This window comes from Bacteroides sp. AM23-12 (genome assembly GCF_003434395.1).
Lineage (GTDB): Bacteria > Bacteroidota > Bacteroidia > Bacteroidales > Bacteroidaceae > Bacteroides > Bacteroides thetaiotaomicron.
In genome coordinates this window covers 89046-110033 of the sequence record NZ_QTLF01000017.1, presented here as the reverse complement: position 1 = coordinate 110033, position 20988 = coordinate 89046, and the positions used below count along the sequence as shown (strand labels likewise).

Genomic DNA, 20988 nt, shown 5'->3' with positions numbered 1-20988 from the left:
AAATAACAAAGATAGAGAATATACATTTTGGTAAAAAAGAGAGTGTTTTCGAGCACTAAGAACAATGACGAAGAGAAGGTTTTCAATAGGTATTTTTAAAAGAGAATGATAAGAGAAATTACAATTAACTTTAAAGACAAAAACATGAAAAAAGGAAACTTTATGTTCAAGGTCCTGCTTATGCTTATAGCTGGAATATTCTTGTCCATTGACGCATTTGCTCAGCAAATTACTGTCAAAGGAATAGTGAAAGACACAACGGGTGAACCGGTTATAGGTGCCAATGTTGTGGTGAAAGGCACTACCACCGGAACGATTACCGATTTCGACGGCAACTTCCAGTTGTCTGCCAAGCAAGGTGACATAATTGTTGTTTCATTCATCGGATACCAGCCAAAGGAACTTCCGGCAACCACACAAATGAATGTAATACTGAAAGACGATACGGAAATACTGGACGAAGTAGTAGTCATCGGTTACGGTCAGGTGAAAAAGAACGATATGACCGGTTCGGTAATGGCTATCAAGCCCGATGAACTTAGTAAAGGTATTACGACGAATGCTCAGGATATGTTATCCGGTAAAATAGCCGGTGTCAGCGTGATCTCCAATGACGGTACACCGGGCGGTGGCGCTCAAATCCGTATTCGTGGCGGTTCTTCATTGAATGCAAGCAATGACCCGCTGATCGTTATTGACGGTCTGGCTATTGACAACGAAGGTATCAAAGGGATGGCAAACGGTTTATCAATGGTTAACCCTGCGGATATCGAAACCCTTACTGTACTGAAAGATGCCTCTGCAACTGCCATTTACGGTTCGCGTGCATCCAACGGTGTTATTATTATCACCACCAAGAAAGGAAAGAACGGACAAGCTCCCAGCGTAAGCTATAACGGTTCTGTATCCTTCTCCAAAACTCAAAAGCGCTATGATGTATTGAGCGGAGATGAATATCGCGCTTACGCCAATCAGTTATGGGGTGACAAATTACCGGCAGATTTAGGAACCGCCAATACAGACTGGCAGGATCAGATATTCCGTACTGCTGTCAGCACCGACCATCATGTTTCTATCAACGGAGGATTCAAGAACCTGCCTTACCGTGTATCTTTAGGTTATACAGACGACAATGGTATTGTGAAAACATCCAACTTCCGACGCTTCACTGCTTCCGTGAACCTGGCTCCTTCCTTCTTTGAAGATCATCTGAAGTTCAACATCAATGCCAAATTCATGAACGGTAAAAACCGCTATGCCGACACAGGTGCCGCTATTGGCGGGGCATTGGCTATCGATCCTACCCGTCCGGTTTATTCTAACGAAGACCTTTACCAGTTTACAGGCGGCTACTGGCAGAATATTAATTCTACCACAGGTTTCAGCAATCCGGACTGGAAATACACGTCCAATCCGAACTCTCCCCAAAATCCGCTGGCTGCACTGGAACTCAAAAATGACAAGGCGAACAGCAACGACTTTGTTGGAAATGTAGACGTTGACTATAAATTCCATTTCCTGCCTGACCTCCGTCTGCACGCAAGCATAGGTGGCGAATATGCGGAAGGTACACAGACTACGATTGTTTCTCCATACTCATTCGGCAATAATTACTATGGTTGGAATGGCGACGTTACCCAATATAAATACAACCTTTCGTACAACATATACGTACAGTATATCAAGTCTTTGGGTGCAAACGACTTTGACATCATGGTCGGTGGTGAAGAACAACACTTCCATCGCAACGGATTTGAAGAAGGCCAGGGCTGGGATTCCTATACGCAAGAACCCCATGACGCCAAATTGCGCGAACAAACAGCTTATGCAACCAGAAATACACTGGTCTCTTACTTCGGCCGTCTAAATTACTCCCTGCTGAACCGTTACTTGTTTACCTTTACCATGCGTTGGGATGGCTCGTCACGTTTCTCCAAAGACAACCGCTGGGGTACATTCCCGTCATTGGCACTGGGATGGAAGATTAAAGAAGAAAACTTCCTGAAAGATGTAAATGTCCTGTCTGATCTGAAATTGCGTTTAGGCTGGGGTATTACCGGTCAGCAAAACATAGGTGATGATTTTGCTTATCTTCCTCTGTATGTAGTCAATAACGAGTATGCCCAGTATCCTTTTGGCGATACGTATTACTCTACTTCCCGCCCGAAGGCTTTCAATGAAAATCTGAAATGGGAAAAAACGACCACATGGAATGCCGGACTGGACTTCGGATTCCTGAATGGAAGAATCACAGGCGGTATCGACGGATACTTCCGTAAAACGGATGACCTGCTGAACAGCGTTAAAATTCCCGTCGGAACTAACTTCAATGCCCAGATGACACAGAATATCGGTTCACTGGAAAACTACGGTATGGAATTTTCCATCAACGCCAAACCGATTGTGACTAAGGACTTCACCTGGGACCTCAGCTATAACATTACATGGAACCACAATGAAATCACCAAGTTGACAGGTGGCGACGACAGCGATTATTACGTAGAAGCAGGCGATAAGATTTCCAGAGGTAACAATACCAAGGTACAGGCGCATAAAGTAGGTTACGCTGCCAACTCTTTCTACGTTTACCAGCAGGTATACGACGAAAATGGCAAACCTATTGAAAATATGTTTGTTGACCGTAACGGAAACGGAACAATAGACAGCGGAGACAAATATATCTACAAAAAACCGGCAGGCGATGTTTTGATGGGACTGACCTCCAAAATGCAGTATAAGAACTTTGACTTCAGCTTCTCCTTACGTGCCAGTCTGAACAACTACGTGTACTATGACTTCCTGAGCAACAAAGCCAACGTCAGCACTTCGGGACTGTTCTCCAATAATGCATATAGCAACACCAGTGCCGAAGCTGTCGCACTCGGTTTCAGCGGACAAGGTGATTACTACATGAGCGACTATTTTATACATAACGCATCATTCTTACGTTGTGATAACATCACGTTAGGTTATTCTTTCCAGAATCTGTGGAAGACTCAAACCTACAAAGGTGTTGGCGGGCGTGTATATGCTACAGTACAGAATCCGTTCATTATCAGTAAATACAAAGGCCTTGATCCGGAAGTAAAAAGCGGTATCGACGCCAATCCATATCCCAGAGCTATGACTTTCTTATTAGGTTTAAGTCTGCAATTCTAACATTCATTAAATCAATTTATCATGAAAACAAAATATATCAAACAGCTATTTTCAGCCGCACTGATCGCAGTTCTCTCTTCGGGAGTAACTTCATGTATCAACGATCTGGATATTAGTCCCATCGACCCTCAGACAGGAGGTAGTTTCGACCAGCAGGGAGTATTTGTGAAAGGATATGCCATGTTGGGTGTAACCGGACAAAAGGGTATCGACGGCTCTCCTGACCTCGACGGACAGGACGAAGGCGAATCCGGTTTCTATCGTACCACTTTCAACTGCAACGAACTGCCTACCGACGAATGTCTTTGGGCATGGCAGGAGAATCAGGACATCCCTCAGCTTACAAGCATTAGCTGGAGTCCTTCCAGCCAGCGCACAGAGTGGGTTTACGTCCGTTTGGGATATGACATCACACAATATAACTTCTTCCTCGACCAGACCGAAGGCATGACAGATGCAGAAACACTGCGTCAACGTGCGGAAATACGTTTCCTGCGTGCCCTCCATTATTGGTACTTCCTCGACTTGTTTGGTAAAGCTCCGTTCAAGGAACACTTTAGCAATGACTTGCCTGTCGAGAAGAAGGGGACGGAACTATATACTTACATTCAGAATGAACTGAACGAAATTGAAGCTGATATGTATGAGCCTCGCCAGGCTCCCTTCGGACGTGCAGACAAAGCCGCCAACTGGTTGCTCCGCGCACGTTTGTACCTGAATGCAGGCGTATACACCGGACAAACCGATTATGCAAAAGCGGAAGAATATGCCAGCAAAGTGATTGGCTCAGCATATAAGCTATGTACAAATTACAGCGAACTGTTTATGGCCGATAACGACGAGAATGAAAATGCCATGCAGGAAATCATTCTGCCTATCCGTCAGGATGGAGTGAAGACGCGTAACCACGGCGGTTCAACTTATCTGGTTTGTGGTACTCGTATAGCCGGTATGCCCCGTATGGGAACAACCAATGGCTGGTCCTGTATCTTTGCCCGTGCCACAATGGTAAAGAAGTTCTTCTCCAATCTCGATGATGTGCCGATGTTGTCCGCCGATGTTGAGATTCCCAAAGGCTTAGATACAGATGAGCAGATCGATGCTTTCGATGCAGAACACGGCATCAGAACAGAAGACATGATCAAAGCTGCCGGTGACGACCGTGCCTTGCTATACTCTGGTGTAGGAGGCGGCAGACGCAAAATTCAGACAGATGCGATCAGCGGATTCACCGATGGCTTGTCGATTGTAAAATGGCAAAATTACCGCTCTGACGGAAAACCCGTCAGCCATGCTACTTATCCTGACACAGATATTCCTTTGTTCCGTTTGGCAGAAGCATACCTGACACGTGCGGAAGCCATTTTCCGTCAGGGAGGAGACGCCACAGGAGACATCAATGAACTTCGCAAACGCGCCAACTGTACAAGAAAGGTACAGACCGTAACCGAACAGGAACTTATCGACGAATGGGCACGTGAATTCTATCTGGAAGGTCGCCGTCGTTCAGACTTGGTTCGTTTCGGTATGTTCACAACCAATAAATATCTTTGGGACTGGAAAGGTGGAGCAATGAACGGAACATCTGTCGCTTCATACTACAACAAATATCCTATCCCTGTATCGGATATAAACAATAACAGGAATATGTCACAAAATGAAGGCTATAAATAACCAAGAGTTCATCCTTATATAAAAGAATGCCATTATGAAAAAAATATCCAACATATTACTCGCTGTCACCTTCGCACTGCCTCTATTTACAGCCTGCGAAACAGACAATGACAGCAATCCGATCCTGAACGAACCCGATACATTCACGCTCAATACGCCCGCGTATGCAGCCAACAATGTATATGACCTGAAGAATGCCCAAACTGTAGAACTCACTTGTTCGCAACCGGACTACGGTTTTCCGGCAGCTACCACCTACACGGTACAAGCCTCATTTGAACAGGATTTCATAGAAGCGACAGATGAGAGCAAAGCCAACTATACAGTGTTGGAAAGCACCTCCCCGACAGCAAAGATCAATGTGGATGCTTCCGAACTCAACAATGCGCTTCTCGACTTGTGGACGGCCGTGAACGGAGAGCAGGCAGAACTCCCTACCGAACCGGTAGCTGTATATATCCGCCTGAAGGCCAACATCACAAGCAGTGGAAAAGGAGTATGTTTTTCCAATGTGATTGAGTTACCCAACGTTCTGATTTCCAAGAGCACCAGCTCATTGACACCTCCCAAGACAATGTTCATTGTAGGTTCTATGCTGGATACCGACTGGAAAGTATGGAAACCGATGGCAGGTGTCTACGGTATGGACGGTCAGTTCTATTCAATGATTTACTTCGATGCCAACTCCGAGTTCAAGTTCGGAACAAAGGAAAACGAGTATATCGGTATTAACGACAACCGCGTGACGGTTACCGACAAAGCCGGAGCAGGAGTCAGCGGCAGTGACAACTTCGTCGTAGAAAACGCCGGATGGTATCTCTTCTACGTCAAAGCGGCTGTCAAAGGGGATGATTATCAGTTTACCATTACTTTCTACCCAGCTGAAGTGTATTTGTTCGGTAACACAACCGGCGGTTCATGGGCATTCAACGACGAATGGAAGTTTACGGTTCCCGCCACCAAAGACGGTAACTTCGTATCTCCTGCCATGACTGCAAGCGGAGAAGTCCGTATGTGCTTCAAGACAGACCTCGACTGGTGGAGAACTGAGTTTACACTCCATGACGGTGAAATCTTCTATCGTGATTTCAACCTTATTGACAGTTGGACAGAAAAGGGAGACGGTTATTCCGTACAAGGTTCAGCCGGCAATGTGATCCATCTGAACTTCACGGCAGGTACAGGAGAAAAGAAGTAATTAACTTTAAAAAGAACGATTCATCATGAAAAAACATTTAATATACATAGGGATGTTTCTGGCAGCAATCGGGTTTTCTGCCTGTAACGAAGATTTCAAGGACTGGGCTGATCCCCAGTCCAATCCCCAGGAAGAGTCAGCGGGACAGTTGACTGCAACTTTCACAGCAGGCAAAGACGCCAGCATCGTCATGGATGCGGCCACAGCCGATTCCGTAGATATTGCAAAGTTAAGCTCGACCACAGCCGAAGAAGGCAGTAAGATCGCTGTCAACTCTTTGACACTGAATGAGAATCACACCATTCCATTTTCCATGACGGAAGATCATGTCTTTAAAGTAGCCTTGGCACAACTGGACAGTGTGACGCAGGAAGCCTACAAAAGCCGTGCAAGCGTGGTACGTGAATTGAAAATCTCTATTAATGCTTCTGCCGTAACTCCTTCCGGTGAAGGTATTCAACTGGTGGGAAATGAAGTAAGCATCACCTTGCAGCCTGCCACAACTCCGGCTGTTGATCCCGACGGCTATTATATAGTCGGTGATTTCACAGGCTGGGACGGCAACAGTGCCCAACAGATGAAGAAGGACGCTCTCGATGAAAACCTGTATATACTGGAAGCAGAAATAGAAAGTACTTCGAACTTCAAGATTTTCCCGGCTTCAGCTATTAACGGAAACGACATAGACTGGACCAAAGCCTTGGGAAGTAGTGTGGACGGTGATGACTCCGGTGATAATTTTGTTAGCTGGACAAATGCGGGAGCCATTAATACAGCACTGGACGGTAAGATCAAAATCTCGTTCGATGCCTTCAACTACCGTTTTACAGTGAAAGACAACAGTGCGCCCACCGAACTTTATATGACCGGCAGCGCATACAACTGGGGAACTCCTGCCGGTGATCCGAATGCTTGGAAAGCACTTGTTCCGGTCAACGGAACGAAAGGAACTTTCTGGGGAATCTTCTATTTCGCTGCTAACGATCAGGTGAAGTTTGCACCGCAAGCCAACTGGGGCAATGACTTCGGCTTTGTAGATGCTATCTCACAGGAATCCAAAGACCTTGCCGGATTGTCGGACGAGGGCGGCAACATAAAAGTCGGTATAGCCGGCTGGTACTTAGTATATGTCTCCGTTATCGGCGATGACAAAGCGATAGAATTTGAAAAGCCGAATGTATATCTGATGGGCGATACCTCATACAACGGTTGGGACGCACAACTGGTAGAACAGGACTTATTTACCGTGCCCGGAACGGCTGATGGTGAATTTGTTTCTCCGGCATTCCTGAAAGATGGCGCAGTACGAATCTGCGTAAATCCGAAAGCTGTCTCTGCCGGCGACTGGTGGAAAACAGAATTTATCATCTTCGACGGACAAATAGCTTACCGGGGCAACGGTGGTGACCAAGCTGCGGTACAAGGTAAAACCGGACAAAAGGTTTATCTGAACTTCGGCAACGGAACAGGCCGTATCGAATAATACTACAAGAAATCAGAGAAACAGGGAATGGCCGTCGCGAATACAATAAAATCGGGGCGGCCACTGTTTTTTAAGAGACTACATTTATTGTCTTTAATACATCATCATTATGAATAAACATCTCCACTTATTATCTCTTTTGTGGTTGTCAATGCTCATGGCATTCATGACCGCTTGCAGCGATGACAAAAATATCACCGAGCCTGCTCCGGAACCCGAACCGCCCATCGAAGGGCAATGGACCGCACTTACCGCCTCTCCCGACACATGGGACGAGACCAAACGGGCAGATATCTCCTACCAGTTACTGGTCTATTCCTTCGCCGACAGCGACGGAGACGGATATGGAGACCTGAATGGCGTCACCCAAAAGCTGGACTATCTCAACCAACTAGGCGTGAAAGCCCTCTGGCTCTCTCCCATCCACCCCTGTATGTCTTATCACGGATATGACGTCACAGACTACACCAAAGTCAATCCGCAGCTCGGCACAGAAAGCGACTTCGACCGTCTGGTTACAGAAGCCCACAACCGAGGCATCAAGATTTATCTGGACTACGTAATGAACCACACCGGCACTGCCCACCCGTGGTTCACCGAAGCTAGTTCATCATCCGAAAGCCCGTATCGCAATTATTATTCTTTCTCTGAAGACCCGAAAACAGATATCGCAGCAGGCAAAATCGCCATGATCACCCAAGAAGGAGCAGCCGGATACAATGCCGCAGAATGGTTTCAGGTTTCTGACGAGACCGCTGCCGTGAAAGGACTGCTGAAATTTACACTGGACTGGAGCAACGCATCTTCCCCCATCCTTGTCGTTTCCACAGGCACCAAAGCAGACGAGGATAATCCAGACACAGGTACCGACAACGCCAAATACTTATACTACGGAGAAGACATCTGTAAAAAGTTTTATGACAAAGGAAACAACATCTATGAACTCACCGTCGACTTTGAGTCCACTTGGGGGCTTCTGATCCGTACCAGCAATGCTTCTTCCTGGCCATCCGGAACAAAATACGGCGCCTCTTCCTCGTCCGAGAAACTCACGCTGAACAAGGATTTCAAACTGACCAACGCCGGCAACCCTGCCAACATCATGTTCGACAGCCAGCAGATCACCTATTTCCATTCTCATTTCTGCACCGACTGGTTTGCCGACCTTAACTACGGCCCTGTAGACCAGGCAGGCGAATCACCGGCATATCAGGCAATAGCAGACGCCGCCAAAGGATGGATCGCCCGTGGTGTGGACGGCCTCCGCCTCGACGCCGTGAAGCACATCTACCACAGTGAGACCAGCGAAGAAAATCCTCGTTTCCTGAAAATGTTCTATGAAGATATGAACGCCTATTACAAACAAAAAGGACATACGGACGACTTCTATATGGTAGGCGAAGTGTTATCGGAATACGATAAAGTAGCTCCTTATTATAAAGGTCTGCCCGCCCTTTTTGAATTTTCCTTCTGGTATCGTCTGGAATGGGGAATCAATAATAGTACCGGATGTTATTTTGCCAAAGACATCCTTTCTTACCAACAGAAATACGCCAACTATCGAAGCGATTACATCGAAGCAACGAAACTGAGTAACCATGACGAAGACCGTACATCGTCCAAGTTGGGTAAATCCGCCGACAAATGCAAACTGGCCGCCGCCGTCTTACTCACTTCCGCCGGACATCCTTACATCTATTACGGTGAAGAACTGGGACTTTACGGAACAAAGGATAACGGAGACGAATATGTGCGCAGCCCGATGCTATGGGGAGATAGCTACACTACCAACTACACAGACAAGACGGATGCCACCGTTTCGAAAAATGTGAAAACGGTAGCGGACCAACAAGCCGATACCCATTCACTTCTGAACATATATTTCTCCCTCACCCGATTGCGCAACACCTATCCGGCACTGGCAGAAGGAAATATGACCAAACATTCCGTCTACAACGAATCACAGGAGAAAGACTATAAGCCGATTGCTGCCTGGTATATGACCAAGGACAACGAGAAACTGCTTGTCATCCATAATTTCGGCGGAACGGCCATGCTACTTCCGCTGACAGACAAGATTGAGAAAGTATTGTTTGTGAATGGCGAAGCTCAACAAAATACAGACAGCGACAGTTACACCTTGAAACTGGGAGGATACGCCTCTGTAGTATTCAAGTTGGGCAACTAAATACATCAAGACCACGTCTTCAGATTCATTTCATAAGAATAGAATAAATCTGAAGACGTGGTCTTGACTTTTTCCGGTTTCTATCTATCTTCAAGAAACCTTATATCAATCGGAATTTCCACTTTTTAATGGAATAAGAATCAAACTTGTGTTTCTCCTTCTATATACTCTTCCAAAAATAGATTCTCCCCATCGAATACCGCATAGGAGAAATAGTTAATCCAGTCTCCAAGAATCAGCACACGGGAAGTAGCACTCAACATTAAATCCAGTTCAATGTGACGATGGCCATAAATGAAGAAGTTGATATTAGGATGACTCTTCAGATATTCTTTTGTATAAAGTACCAGATGTTCCTTATTCTCCCCCATGTAATCCGGTTCTTTGCCGTCCACCCGCTTTTCGCGGCTATGTTTTGCCCACGTCAAGCCCAATTCCACACTCCAACGGGGATGGATGGCAGAAAACAGTGTCTGAAGTGTTGTACTGTGAAACATCCAGCGCAGCAACTTAAACTTCTTGTCCGGGTCACCCAGTCCGTCACCGTGAGCCAGATAAAACTCTTTTCCGTATATTTCGGTAGTCAATGCTTCACGATGAATAATCACTCCGCATTCTTTAGAAAGATAATCCCCACACCAGATATCATGGTTGCCGGTAAAGAAATGTACCTCCACTCCCATATCCGTGAGTTCGGAGAGCTTTCCTAAAAAGCGGGTGTATCCTTTGGGAACCACTAACCGGAATTCATACCAAAAATCGAACATATCTCCCAACAGGTAAACGGCAGAAGCTTTATGCTTGATACTGTCGAGGAAGTTCACCAAGCGCCGTTCCTGTGTACGTCCATGTTCTATGGCACGGGAACCAAGATGCGCATCGGAAAGGAAATAAACGTTCTTCATGAGTTTTGAGTTTAGAGTTATCAGTTTTATATTTTGAGCTATGAATTTACAGGAATCCGAGTTCCAGTTTTGCTTCCTCACTCATCATATCTTTATCCCATTCCGGTTCGAACACAAGGTTGATAGTGGCAGATGTCACTCCTTCCACCGATTCTACTTTCTGGCGGATATCTTCCATGATGAAATCGGCTGCCGGACAGTTGGGAGCAGTCAGAGTCATATCAAGCGCCACTTCCCCATTGTCTGAGACGTCTATCTTATAAATCAGTCCAAGATCATATACATTTACCGGAATCTCAGGATCGTACACCGTCTTTAGCATGGCTACGATCTTTTCTTCTATTTTAAATTTTTCCATAGGGCTTTCCTTATTAATATGTATTGCAAAGATAAGAATAAATTTATTCAGAGCAGCCCTTCGTCGGCAAAACTGTAAAACTTATCCTCACAAACAATAACGTGGTCTATCAGGCGAATGTTCATTGTGTCGGCTGCCCGGCGGATGTGTTCCGTCAGCGTCCGGTCCGGTTGGCTGGGTTGGATATTTCCCGAAGGATGGTTATGCACTACGGCTATTTGCGTGGCTCTCTGCAGCAATGCTTCCCGAAGAATGGTACGTACATCCGTATACGTTCCGTCTATTCCGCCAGTGCTGATACGTACCTTATCGATCAGTCTCGTCGCCTGATTCAATAATAATACCCAGAATTCTTCCTGTTCAAGGTCGCACATGACAGGCTGGAAGATGTCATAAATATCTCTTGAACAAGAGATGCGGGGGCGTTCTTGGATATTTTGCAGTTTCCGTCGCTTGCCGAGTTCCAGGGCAGCCATTACAGTGATGCTCTTTGCCGGTCCCATTCCTTTAAAACGGGAATAGTCGCAGACTTCCCACTTTGCCAAGGAGTTCAGATTGTTATCACAAGAGAGAAGCAAACGCCTCATCAGTTCGACAGCACTTTCTTCCGTATTTCCGGAGCCGATTAATATGGCGAGTAGTTCGGCATCACTCAATGCGGCTGCTCCTTTCTCCATCATCTTCTCTCTGGGACGGTCTTCCAGCGCCCACTGGTTGATGGATAGTTTGTGTTTGCTTTCCATGATCAAATCACTTACTTATAAAAATTCTTTTGAAACGCCTCGAATTCGTCCTTTCCTCTTATACAACGCTGCCACCATGCACGCCAGAATCCCGTTCCATAACCAATTAGTTGTATAAAGGAAGCAGTAATTGACAGCATTCCAATCCATAAACTGCGATTTCTGATTGTCGAATCCACGCAAACCACCAAGGAATAGAGCAGTAAGGGAAGAGGTGCTGCCAACATGGCGGCAAATCCTAAAAACAGAAGTGCCATCTCGCCTATCGCACACCCGGGAACCGTTTTGGAATATAGTAGATAAAAAGCTAACAAAACGAGCCCCAACCCCAAAAGAGTCAGTAATAAAAGCAAAGAGACTCCCAGCGTGAACACTGCCGGTAGCAAATGCACCAATTTCAACGAATCGGGATATTTCTTATAAAGGTTAATGCGGGCAATGCCGGAGTTATGGACTTGCTTAAAGAACTTCTTCAAGTCTGTCCGACGTTTGTGATATACCCACGCATCGGGGAAAAGACGACAAGTATAGCCACCTTTAAAAATACGGATACTGAAGTCGATATCTTCCCCGAAGCGCATTTTAGAGAATCCCCCCAAAGCTTCATACACTTCGCGACGAATCCCCATATTGAAGCTACGAGGATAAAACTTGTCCATCTTCTTTTTTCCGCCACGGATACCGCCTGTTGTAAAAAAGGAAGTCATCGAGTAGTTGATAGCTTTCTGAATATCCGTAAAAGAATCGTGCGCACGGTCGGGACCACCGAACGCGTCGGCAGGAGAAGCCTGAAGCTCCTTCTCTATCGCGTCAAAATATCCTTCGGGCAAAATGACATCAGAGTCCAGTATGATAAAATATTCTCCTTCGCTTCGCTCCGCTCCGTAGTTACGGGTCTGCCCCGGTCCAGAATTGGGTTTAGAGAAATACTTGATGTCCAACCGATCTGTATACCGATCTGCCACTTCCTTACAAGGGATGGACGAACCATCTTCAACAATAACTACTTCAAAATCTTTAAAACACTGTACAGTGAGACTTTGCAGCAATTCATCCACCTCATCGGGACGATTGTAAACGGGAATTATGACAGAATAGCGCATATCAATGAATTTATAAAATAACGATTTTGCGTAAATCCAATAAAACGAATATTGATTTGAAGCACAAAGTAAGGTAAAAAAAACGAGACTTATAAAAGAGTTAACAAAAAAAGGCGACTTCATGATAAGCCGCCTTTTTTTATTATCTCAGTTCTTCTTACTTTTTCAGAATATCCATTGTATCCGATGCAATCAACAACTCTTCATCTGTCGGAATCACTACTACTTTCACTTTAGAATCTGCAGTAGAAATAATAGCTTCCTCACCACGAACTTTTGCATTCACATTATTGTCCAGTTTAATACCCATGAATTCCATGTCTTTACAAACAGATTCACGGCATTCAAACTGATTTTCGCCTACACCACCTGTAAACAGGATGATATCTACACCGCCCAATGCCGCAGCATAAGCACCGATATATTTCTTAATACGGTAGTAGTACATCTTTTCAGCAAGGATGGCTCTTTCGTTTCCGTTAGCACAAGCGGCCAGCAGTTCGCGCATATCGCTTGATACGCCGGAAATACCCAGTACGCCGCTCTTCTTGTTCAGCAGGTTAGAAATGCCTGTCGTATTCAAGCCTTCTTTTTCCATGATGAATGTTACTGCACCGGCATCAATGTCACCGCTACGGGTACCCATCATCAAACCTTCCAACGGAGTCAGTCCCATGGTAGTATCTATACATTTGCCATCCTTGATAGCAGCGATAGAACCACCGTTACCAATATGGCAAGTGATGATTTTTTGTCCTACCGGATTAACGCCAAGGAACTCACATACACGTTTTGAAACATAACGGTGAGAGGTTCCGTGGAAGCCATAACGACGTACGCCATATTTCTCATACATTTCGTAGGGAATAGCATACATATAAGCATAATCCGGCATCGTCTGATGGAAAGCTGTATCAAATACGCCTACCTGCGGAATGTTGGGAAGAATAGCGGAAACTGCATTCACACCTTTCAAGTTGGCAGGATTGTGAAGCGGAGCCAGGTCGTTGCAGGCAGCAAAAGCTTCGAGTACTTCTTTGTTCAGCAATACAGATTCACTGAAACGTTCGCCTCCGTGTACCATACGGTGACCTACCGCATTGATTTCGTCCAGTGATTTGATAGCTCCGTATTCCGGGCTAATCAATGTATTCAGAATGAACTCCACACCAATCGTATGTTCCGGAATGTCTTTTTCGAGTACTTTCTTTTCGCCATTCGGCAAAGTCAATTTAAGGAAAGAGCCTTTCAGACCGATTTTTTCGATACCACCTTGTGCAATCACTTCTTTGGTGGTCATATCGAACAATTTATATTTGATGGATGAACTTCCACAGTTCAATACTAGAATTTTCATATTGTCTTTAATACTTAAAACTTGATACTTATTTATTGTTTTTTGCTGCAATAGCCTGATTAGCCGTAATAGCAATCATGCGATATACATCTTCGATAGAGCAACCACGAGACAAGTCATTCACCGGACGGGCGATACCCTGAAGGATCGGACCGATAGCGTCGGCATGTCCCAGACGTTGTACCAGTTTATAAGAAATATTTCCTACTTCCAGACTCGGAACGATCAGCACGTTAGCCTCTCCCGCTACGGGTGAACCCGGAGCTTTGCTTGCGCCTACTTCAGGAACAAGAGCAGCATCAGCCTGCATTTCTCCGTCCAGATCAAGTGTAGGAGCCATTTCCTTAGCGATCTTGGTAGCTTCCACTACTTTATCCACTACTTCATGTTTAGCGGAACCTTTGGTAGAAAAGCTCAGCATAGCCACTTTCGGATTTTCAATACCGGCAACGGCTTTGGCAGTCTGTGCCGTACAAACAGCAATCTGTGCCAGTTGGTTAGGGTCCGGAACCGGAGTTACGGCAACGTCACCCATCACCAGAATACCATTCTTACCATACTCGGGAGCATGAGTCAAGAGTAACATAGCACCGGATACACAAGTGATGCCCGGAGCAGTCTTGATAATCTGTAAAGCCGGACGCAGTACATTGCCTGTTGTGTTGCGGGCACCTGCCAACTGACCGTCAGCATCACCGCTCTTAATCATTAAACAACCATAAAACAAAGGATCATTCGTCAATTGACGGGCTTCTTCAATAGTCATGCCTTTCTTCTTGCGAAGCTCGCACAGCAATTGTGCATACTCTTCGTGTTTCGGAGAAGTTTCAGGATCAATAATAGTAGCTTTGCTGATGTTACCCAGTCCCCATTTCACTGCAAGTTCGTTAATTTCAGCGGGTTTACCCAGTAAAATAAGGTCAGCAACTTCATCTGTCAAAATCTGATTGGCAGCTTTTAATGTGCGTTCTTCAGTTCCTTCCGGAAGAACAATACGTTGGCGGTCTGCTTTCGCACGAGCCACGATTTGGTTGATTAAATTAAGCATAGATATATTTGAATAATATTATAAACCTTGTTACGATTTGTAATTTGCGCTGCAAAAGTACTCAATTTTGCAATATCCACATTACAATTCCGGCTAATTTTATTCTCCAAGTCTAAAATATTATAATATTTAACACTGTACTTCTATTTTTTCTACCTTTGCAGTATTTTCAAACAAATCAATAGGTAATTAGTGTATGATACGTCAGTGTGCCATTTTATTTGGCTGTTTGGCTTTGGGTGAATTAATCGTTTATTTAACAGGGATCAAGCTCCCCTCCAGCATTATCGGTATGCTGCTGCTCACCCTTTTTTTGAAATTAGGCTGGATCAAACTGCAGTGGGTGCAGGGATTGTCCGACTTTCTGGTAGCTAATCTGGGCTTCTTTTTCGTACCTCCCGGAGTAGCATTGATGTTGTACTTCGACGTTATTGCGGCAGAATTCTGGCCTATCGTCATCGCAACAATCGTTAGCACGGCTCTCGTGCTGGTCGTAACGGGATGGGTACACCAGATTGTCCGTAAATTCAGACTGGCACGTCAGATTAAACTGGCGAGTAGCCTACGCTTATCAGACTTTCACTTGTCCGACAAGCTACATTTAAAAAACAAAACTAACTTAATGGATAAAGACAAATGAGCTTTTTAGAAAATAATTTCTTTCTGCTGGCTGTCACTTTCAGCGTTTTCTTCTTTGCCAAATTGCTTCAGAAGAAAACGGGGCTGGTATTGCTGAACCCGATCTTACTCACCATTGCCGTTCTGATTATCTTCCTTAAAATGGCCAATATCTCTTACGAGACTTACAATCAGGGAGGGCATCTCATCGAATTCTGGTTACGCCCGGCTGTGGTAGCTTTGGGAGTCCCTTTATATCTTCAGTTGGAAATGATTAAGAAACAGTTGCTGCCTATCCTCTTGTCTCAACTGGCAGGGTGCATCGTCGGAGTGATCTCTGTGGTATTAATCGCCAAGTTTATGGGAGCTTCACAAGAAGTCATTCTTTCATTGGCACCTAAATCCGTAACGACTCCGATTGCCATGGAAGTGACCAAGGCTATCGGAGGTATCCCGTCACTGACGGCAGCCGTTGTAGTAGCGGTAGGTTTACTGGGAGCCATCTGCGGATTTAAGACAATGAAAATCATGCACGTAGGCAGTCCGATAGCCCAAGGGCTTTCGATGGGAACAGCCGCCCACGCTGTCGGCACTTCCACCGCCATGGACATCAGCAGCAAATACGGGGCGTATGCCAGCCTGGGATTGACACTGAATGGAATATTCACCGCATTACTGACACCGACTATCCTGCGATTATTAGGTGTTTTGTAAAAACAAAATTCTTTCATTTTCCGTTATATAAAGAGTTAAACGCAAAAAGCATTTTATGATTCCATTTAAAGACATTACACTAGCTGATAGAGACACAATAACTGCATTCACCATGAAAAGTGACCGCCGAAACTGCGATCTTTCATTTTCCAACCTCTGTAGCTGGAGGTTCTTGTACGATACTCAATTTGCAGTCATCGACGATTTTCTGGTATTCAAATTTTGGGCCGGCGAACAACTGGCATATATGATGCCTGTAGGAAACGGCGATCTGAAAGCTGTATTACGGAAATTAATCGAAGATGCGGATAAGGAGAAGCATAATTTCTGTATGTTGGGAGTTTGCAGCAATATGCGCGCCGACCTCGAAGCGATTTTACCCGAACGGTTCATTTTCACGGAAGACCGTGCCTATGCCGACTATATATATTTAAGGAGTGATCTGGCTACCTTAAAAGGAAAGAAATTTCAGGCAAAGAGAAATCATATCAACCGGTTCCGTAATACGTATCCCGATTACGAATATACACAGATTACGCCCGACCGTATTCAAGAATGTCTGGACCTGGAAGCCGAATGGTGCAAAGTGAACAACTGCGACCAGCAGGAAGGAACGGGAAATGAACGTCGTGCCCTCATTTATGCATTACATAATTTCGAAGCACTCGGTCTGACCGGAGGTATTCTCCACGTCAACGGGAAAATTGTGGCATTTACTTTCGGGATGCCTATCAACCATGAAACGTTCGGGGTACATGTAGAAAAAGCAGATACCAGCATTGACGGTGCTTACGCCATGATTAATTACGAGTTTGCCAATCGCATTCCCGAACAGTATATCTATATCAACCGGGAAGAAGATTTAGGTATTGAAGGCTTACGCAAAGCAAAGCTGTCTTATCAACCGGTAACTATTCTCGAAAAGTATATGGCTTGTCTGAAAGACCATCCTATGGATATGGTCAGATGGTAATAATATATAAGGTATGACGACAAAAGAAAAGGTTAAGGCATTATGGCAGTTATGTTTCGACGACAATGAAGAGTTCGTTGAAATGTACTTCAGGCTGCGCTATAAAAATGAAATAAACATTGCTATCGAAAGTGGAGATGAGATTGTTTCCGCTCTTCAGATGATTCCTTATCCGATGACTTTCTGCGGAGATACCGTACAGACCTCTTACATTTCAGGAGCCTGCACTCATCCGGATTTTCGCGGAAACGGAGTGATGCGCGAATTACTCTCCCAAGCCTTTGCAAAGATGCTTCGTAACGGAACGTATTTCAGTACATTGATTCCCGCCGAACCTTGGTTATTCGACTATTACACCCGGATGGGATATGCTTCCGTATTCCAATATTCGGTTAAAGAGATTACCGTACCGGAATTTATTCCGTCTAAAGAAATAACAGTCACCTCTGAAGTCGGATGTCAGAAAGAAGTTTACGAATATCTAAACAGCAAACTTTCCGGACGCACTTGCTGCATCCAGCACTCCTTTGAGGATTTTCAAGTAGTCATGGCGGACCTTATCCTCAGTGACGGAGTTTTGGTTACTGCCAGATCAGAGAATCAAATCAATGGATTGGCTATTGTCTATAGAAGAGATAAGCAATTAATTATCAGCGAGTTTTTTGCAGAAACCAAAGATGCCGAGCACAGTCTGTTGCACCATATCAAGCAATTTACTGGATGCAGGTACATGACTCAGTTGCTTCCTCCGGAGAAAGAACAGACGCAATATCCGTTGGGGATGGCGCGAATCATCAATGCCAAAGAAGTGCTGCAACTGTATGCCTCCGCTTTTCCTGAGGACGAAATGCAACTGGAAGTATCAGATAAACAATTGTCAGTAAATAATGGCTATTACTATCTGTGTAATGGCAAATGTATGTATAGCACCGAGCGTTTGCCCGGCGCACATATACCAATGAATATCAGTGAGCTGACAGGAAGAATATTTCAGGCACTACAACCTTATATGAGTTTAATGCTGAATAAGTGATTCCAGATAACGTACCCTTTCACAAGCTGCCAGCAGGAAAGCACCGACTCCGAAGTTTGAAGTAGAATTAGCATCTACGACTTGCCCCGGTATGGCTTTCTCGCCGATGGGTTGCACATAACCGATCTTTCCGTCGGGCTGTAAAGCAACTGTTGACAAATATTTCCATGCCTTCTCAACTACAGGTTGATAATGGGCGGAGTCAAGGAAACCGTTATTGATCCCCCATTGCAGACCGTACGTAAAGAATGCCGTACCACTTGTTTCGGGTCCCGGTGCATGCTGCGCATCGAGCATACTACGCGTCCAATACCCTTCAGGTTGCTGACAGGCCGCAACAGATTTTGCCAATGTACGGAAACGGTCTATATATTCCTGACGATACTTATCTGTTTCCGGAAGGTCTTTCAAGACTTTCGCCAGCCCCGCCAGTACCCAGCCATCACCACGTGCCCAGAAATCCTTTTTACCATTCACACTTTTGTGCTTGGGGTATACGTATTTTCCATCGCGATAGTAAAGTCCGGCTTCTTCATCATACATGATACTGTCTGCATAAGCGAGGTATTCATGCAATTTCTCCAGGTAAAGTGGATTTTTAGTGATATTATATAGTTTGGTCATCACAGGCATTACCATATATAAGCCATCCGCCCACCACCAATAATCATGGTTGGGTGTACTCATCTGATACTCCATCACCTCGCGGGCACGGGCTATCTTATGTGTATCCGGTTCTAGATTATATAAATCGGCATACGTCTGAAAACAGATCTGATAATCGCCGAACAGTACATAATCATTGCTTTCGCCATAACTGTACTTCCAGTTGGCTTTATGATCCGATTTAGCGCCTTTCCACTCATTATGTTCCGCCCATCCTTTTGAGTATTCCAAGTATTCCGGTTTGTTGGTCAGGAAGTAAGCCTCCATGTTTCCGGTATGATAAGCGGCATTGTCCCAGAAAGAACGCCCGTGTTCCGGATGGTTTGTCTGCCAGTAGCCATTGACTTTATGAATAATGTCAACCACTTCTGCCGAAGATGAAACTTTCTTGGTTGTGCAACCGGCACACACCGCACAGCCTACCACCAGTGCGGAAAAAAGAGTTGCATACAATTTCTTCATATCTTTATTTTTTTGTATTTGTATTCGTATTCGCTTCCAGTACATATATCATTTGAGGTTCAATCTCCGCCGTGCGTTCACCGTCGCCTTGACAAGTGTGCTGTACAAAGAGATTGAGTTTCCGCTGCTTCTTCCACAATTCCGTGTCATGGGACGGTTCCCAGGCATCTACGGAAAAATCCGTCAGGTCGGTGACTATCCACTTACCGTTGGCAACATCAGCAGTATGCGCCATTGAGACACGGCTGCCCCGCTCTTCGTCACGGAAAATATAGAAGATTTCTCCATCCTCTACCACAATACGCGGACGGGCAACAGGAATCATCTTAGTGCCTCCTCCCTTCAGTGTAAACGGAGTCTTGCGGTCTGTCACCTGACGATTATGCCATATCTTCCCGTCATTCCAGACAATGCGATATTGAGGGACTTCACTGTCCGAACTCCTCCAATAAGTGGCAATATAAGGATTGCCACCAGCGTCTGCACTCATACTTGTCTGGTTTATCAATTCCGAGTTTTGTGGAATACGACAAGCATACTCTGCATTCGAAGCTGTAATCGGAAGTTTATATTGTTCACCATCCGACTTATACCAAGTCACTCCGTTATCAAAAGAACGCGCGTAGCAAAGATCATGGTTGGTCTCCACCTGCCAGGTTTCACGCCATACCCATGAGAGATGAATCGTACCTTTCTCGTCTACATATAGCTGCCAGTAAGCATTTCGTTTGTCTTCACCATCAATCAGGACATCCTGTACACGGGCCCATTTATGGTCTTTCAATGAATAACGGTTCATCACCAGATTTCCACGTCCGGAAGAACCGGAACGGTAGACAAACAACAAATCCCCGTCTGTCAGAGGGTAAAATTCCGGATAAGTAACATCTCCTTCGTCCACTCCGGTCATCGGCATTTTATCGCCCAGTTCCAAAGAACCGGGGGCGATACTGCGGCAGTAATTCAACTTATGTCCATGGTGGTCAAAAGAAACGTGCAGATACCCTTCTCCGTCCACCATTATACTGATGATATTGTGGGCATCTTTTACATTTCCACGATATTGAGTACGATGCAATGTCCATTGCTTCGAATTTAGTTTCCGTTTGCCCAACACAAGATAGCCGTCGGCATCATAATAGCTGATATATTGCTCATCCCCATACGTTACCAATGAATTATTGCGGAATATCGTTGTATTGACAGATGTACAACTATATCCTTTGGCAACTTCCACCAGTTTTTGCGAAAAGCACAAGGCAGAAACAGATAGTAGTAAAAAAGTAAGTAGCAGTATCCGTTTCAT

At 45.1% G+C, this 20988-nt stretch carries 17 protein-coding genes; 9 read left to right on the top strand and 8 right to left on the bottom strand.

All coding sequences use genetic code 11. The annotated features are described in order from the left end of the window. Positions 1-144: 144 nt before the first annotated feature. The 5 genes from susC to susG all read left to right on the top strand — a co-directional run bounded on the left by susC (position 145) and on the right by susG (position 9702). Positions 145-3159 carry a starch-utilizationTonB-dependent receptor SusC gene (gene susC, locus DW640_RS14705; RefSeq protein ID WP_117578594.1) on the top strand — a complete coding sequence of 1005 codons (3015 nt, stop codon included), beginning with the start codon at positions 145-147 and terminating at the stop codon, positions 3157-3159. A 21-nt stretch (positions 3160-3180) separates the two neighbouring features. After that, entirely contained in the window at positions 3181-4833 is a 1653-nt protein-coding gene (gene susD, locus DW640_RS14700) for a starch-binding outer membrane lipoprotein SusD (RefSeq protein WP_117578590.1), read from the top strand. Positions 4834-4867: 34 nt separating this feature from the next. Beyond that, a complete protein-coding gene (gene susE, locus DW640_RS14695; RefSeq protein ID WP_022472040.1) occupies positions 4868-6031 on the top strand; it encodes a starch-binding outer membrane protein SusE in 1164 nt (387 codons plus the stop codon). Between the two features lie 25 nt (positions 6032-6056). Beyond that, positions 6057-7514 carry a starch-binding outer membrane protein SusF gene (susF, locus tag DW640_RS14690; protein WP_048694365.1) on the top strand — a complete coding sequence of 486 codons (1458 nt, stop codon included), beginning with the start codon at positions 6057-6059 and terminating at the stop codon, positions 7512-7514. A 109-nt stretch (positions 7515-7623) separates the two neighbouring features. After that, on the top strand, positions 7624-9702 hold the full coding sequence (gene susG, locus DW640_RS14685; RefSeq protein ID WP_048694361.1) for an alpha-amylase SusG: 2079 nt from the start codon (positions 7624-7626) through the stop codon (positions 9700-9702). 140 nt (positions 9703-9842) lie between these two features. On the opposite strand, the gene DW640_RS14680 is transcribed toward susG, so the two are convergent. From DW640_RS14680 to pta, 6 genes are all read right to left on the bottom strand, one after another. Continuing rightward, on the bottom strand, positions 9843-10607 hold the full coding sequence (locus DW640_RS14680) for a UDP-2,3-diacylglucosamine diphosphatase (protein ID WP_008767009.1): 765 nt from the start codon (positions 10605-10607) through the stop codon (positions 9843-9845). Between the two features lie 46 nt (positions 10608-10653). Continuing rightward, the gene (locus DW640_RS14675) at positions 10654-10965 is read right to left on the bottom strand and encodes a metal-sulfur cluster assembly factor (RefSeq protein WP_008762635.1); all 312 of its coding nucleotides are present in this window, start codon (positions 10963-10965) and stop codon (positions 10654-10656) included. 47 nt (positions 10966-11012) lie between these two features. Continuing rightward, positions 11013-11708, bottom strand: a complete 696-nt coding sequence (gene radC / locus DW640_RS14670; RefSeq protein ID WP_008767010.1) for a DNA repair protein RadC — start codon at positions 11706-11708, stop codon at positions 11013-11015. 11 nt (positions 11709-11719) lie between these two features. Beyond that, the gene (locus tag DW640_RS14665) at positions 11720-12811 is read right to left on the bottom strand and encodes a glycosyltransferase (RefSeq protein ID WP_173664676.1); all 1092 of its coding nucleotides are present in this window, start codon (positions 12809-12811) and stop codon (positions 11720-11722) included. A 157-nt stretch (positions 12812-12968) separates the two neighbouring features. Continuing rightward, entirely contained in the window at positions 12969-14168 is a 1200-nt protein-coding gene (locus DW640_RS14660) for an acetate kinase (RefSeq protein ID WP_008762632.1), read from the bottom strand. A 28-nt stretch (positions 14169-14196) separates the two neighbouring features. After that, entirely contained in the window at positions 14197-15216 is a 1020-nt protein-coding gene (gene pta, locus DW640_RS14655) for a phosphate acetyltransferase (RefSeq protein ID WP_008762631.1), read from the bottom strand. Between the two features lie 196 nt (positions 15217-15412). Between pta and DW640_RS14650 the strand changes: the two genes are divergently transcribed. From DW640_RS14650 to DW640_RS14635, 4 genes are read left to right on the top strand one after another with little or no spacing between them, the layout of a single operon-like run. Continuing rightward, positions 15413-15856 (top strand): CidA/LrgA family protein, encoded by a 444-nt coding sequence (locus tag DW640_RS14650; RefSeq protein WP_022472045.1) that lies wholly within the window; start codon positions 15413-15415, stop codon positions 15854-15856. Beyond that, positions 15853-16548 (top strand): LrgB family protein, encoded by a 696-nt coding sequence (locus DW640_RS14645; RefSeq protein WP_117578588.1) that lies wholly within the window; start codon positions 15853-15855, stop codon positions 16546-16548. The genes DW640_RS14650 and DW640_RS14645 overlap by 4 nt, the downstream gene beginning before the upstream one ends. 55 nt (positions 16549-16603) lie before the next feature. Next, positions 16604-17521: a DUF2156 domain-containing protein gene (locus DW640_RS14640; protein ID WP_117578586.1), complete on the top strand. Its 918-nt coding sequence runs from the start codon at positions 16604-16606 to the stop codon at positions 17519-17521. Positions 17522-17534: 13 nt separating this feature from the next. Further along, positions 17535-18554 carry a GNAT family N-acetyltransferase gene (locus tag DW640_RS14635; RefSeq protein ID WP_074858068.1) on the top strand — a complete coding sequence of 340 codons (1020 nt, stop codon included), beginning with the start codon at positions 17535-17537 and terminating at the stop codon, positions 18552-18554. Here the strand turns inward: DW640_RS14635 and DW640_RS14630 are convergent. Both DW640_RS14630 and DW640_RS14625 read right to left on the bottom strand, forming a co-directional pair. Beyond that, positions 18537-19682 carry a glycoside hydrolase family 88 protein gene (locus DW640_RS14630; RefSeq protein ID WP_022472046.1) on the bottom strand — a complete coding sequence of 382 codons (1146 nt, stop codon included), beginning with the start codon at positions 19680-19682 and terminating at the stop codon, positions 18537-18539. The two genes, DW640_RS14635 and DW640_RS14630, sit on opposite strands and share 18 nt — an antisense overlap. 4 nt (positions 19683-19686) lie before the next feature. Further along, positions 19687-20988, bottom strand: a complete 1302-nt coding sequence (locus DW640_RS14625; protein ID WP_103877876.1) for a BNR repeat-containing protein — start codon at positions 20986-20988, stop codon at positions 19687-19689.

What these genes read in the sequence shown, in the direction of transcription:
- susG (WP_048694361.1), top strand. Translation starts at nt 7,624, where the DNA reads ATGAATAAACATCTCCACTTATTATCTCTTTTGTGGTTGTCAATGCTC.
- DW640_RS14660 (WP_008762632.1), bottom strand. Translation starts at nt 14,168, where the DNA reads ATGAAAATTCTAGTATTGAACTGTGGAAGTTCATCCATCAAATATAAA.
- susC (WP_117578594.1), top strand. Translation starts at nt 145, where the DNA reads ATGAAAAAAGGAAACTTTATGTTCAAGGTCCTGCTTATGCTTATAGCT.
- DW640_RS14675 (WP_008762635.1), bottom strand. Translation starts at nt 10,965, where the DNA reads ATGGAAAAATTTAAAATAGAAGAAAAGATCGTAGCCATGCTAAAGACG.
- DW640_RS14650 (WP_022472045.1), top strand. Translation starts at nt 15,413, where the DNA reads ATGATACGTCAGTGTGCCATTTTATTTGGCTGTTTGGCTTTGGGTGAA.
- DW640_RS14635 (WP_074858068.1), top strand. Translation starts at nt 17,535, where the DNA reads ATGACGACAAAAGAAAAGGTTAAGGCATTATGGCAGTTATGTTTCGAC.
- DW640_RS14665 (WP_173664676.1), bottom strand. Translation starts at nt 12,811, where the DNA reads ATGCGCTATTCTGTCATAATTCCCGTTTACAATCGTCCCGATGAGGTG.
- susD (WP_117578590.1), top strand. Translation starts at nt 3,181, where the DNA reads ATGAAAACAAAATATATCAAACAGCTATTTTCAGCCGCACTGATCGCA.
- DW640_RS14640 (WP_117578586.1), top strand. Translation starts at nt 16,604, where the DNA reads ATGATTCCATTTAAAGACATTACACTAGCTGATAGAGACACAATAACT.
- pta (WP_008762631.1), bottom strand. Translation starts at nt 15,216, where the DNA reads ATGCTTAATTTAATCAACCAAATCGTGGCTCGTGCGAAAGCAGACCGC.
- DW640_RS14680 (WP_008767009.1), bottom strand. Translation starts at nt 10,607, where the DNA reads ATGAAGAACGTTTATTTCCTTTCCGATGCGCATCTTGGTTCCCGTGCC.
- DW640_RS14625 (WP_103877876.1), bottom strand. Translation starts at nt 20,988, where the DNA reads ATGAAACGGATACTGCTACTTACTTTTTTACTACTATCTGTTTCTGCC.
- susF (WP_048694365.1), top strand. Translation starts at nt 6,057, where the DNA reads ATGAAAAAACATTTAATATACATAGGGATGTTTCTGGCAGCAATCGGG.
- radC (WP_008767010.1), bottom strand. Translation starts at nt 11,708, where the DNA reads ATGGAAAGCAAACACAAACTATCCATCAACCAGTGGGCGCTGGAAGAC.
- DW640_RS14630 (WP_022472046.1), bottom strand. Translation starts at nt 19,682, where the DNA reads ATGAAGAAATTGTATGCAACTCTTTTTTCCGCACTGGTGGTAGGCTGT.
- susE (WP_022472040.1), top strand. Translation starts at nt 4,868, where the DNA reads ATGAAAAAAATATCCAACATATTACTCGCTGTCACCTTCGCACTGCCT.
- DW640_RS14645 (WP_117578588.1), top strand. Translation starts at nt 15,853, where the DNA reads ATGAGCTTTTTAGAAAATAATTTCTTTCTGCTGGCTGTCACTTTCAGC.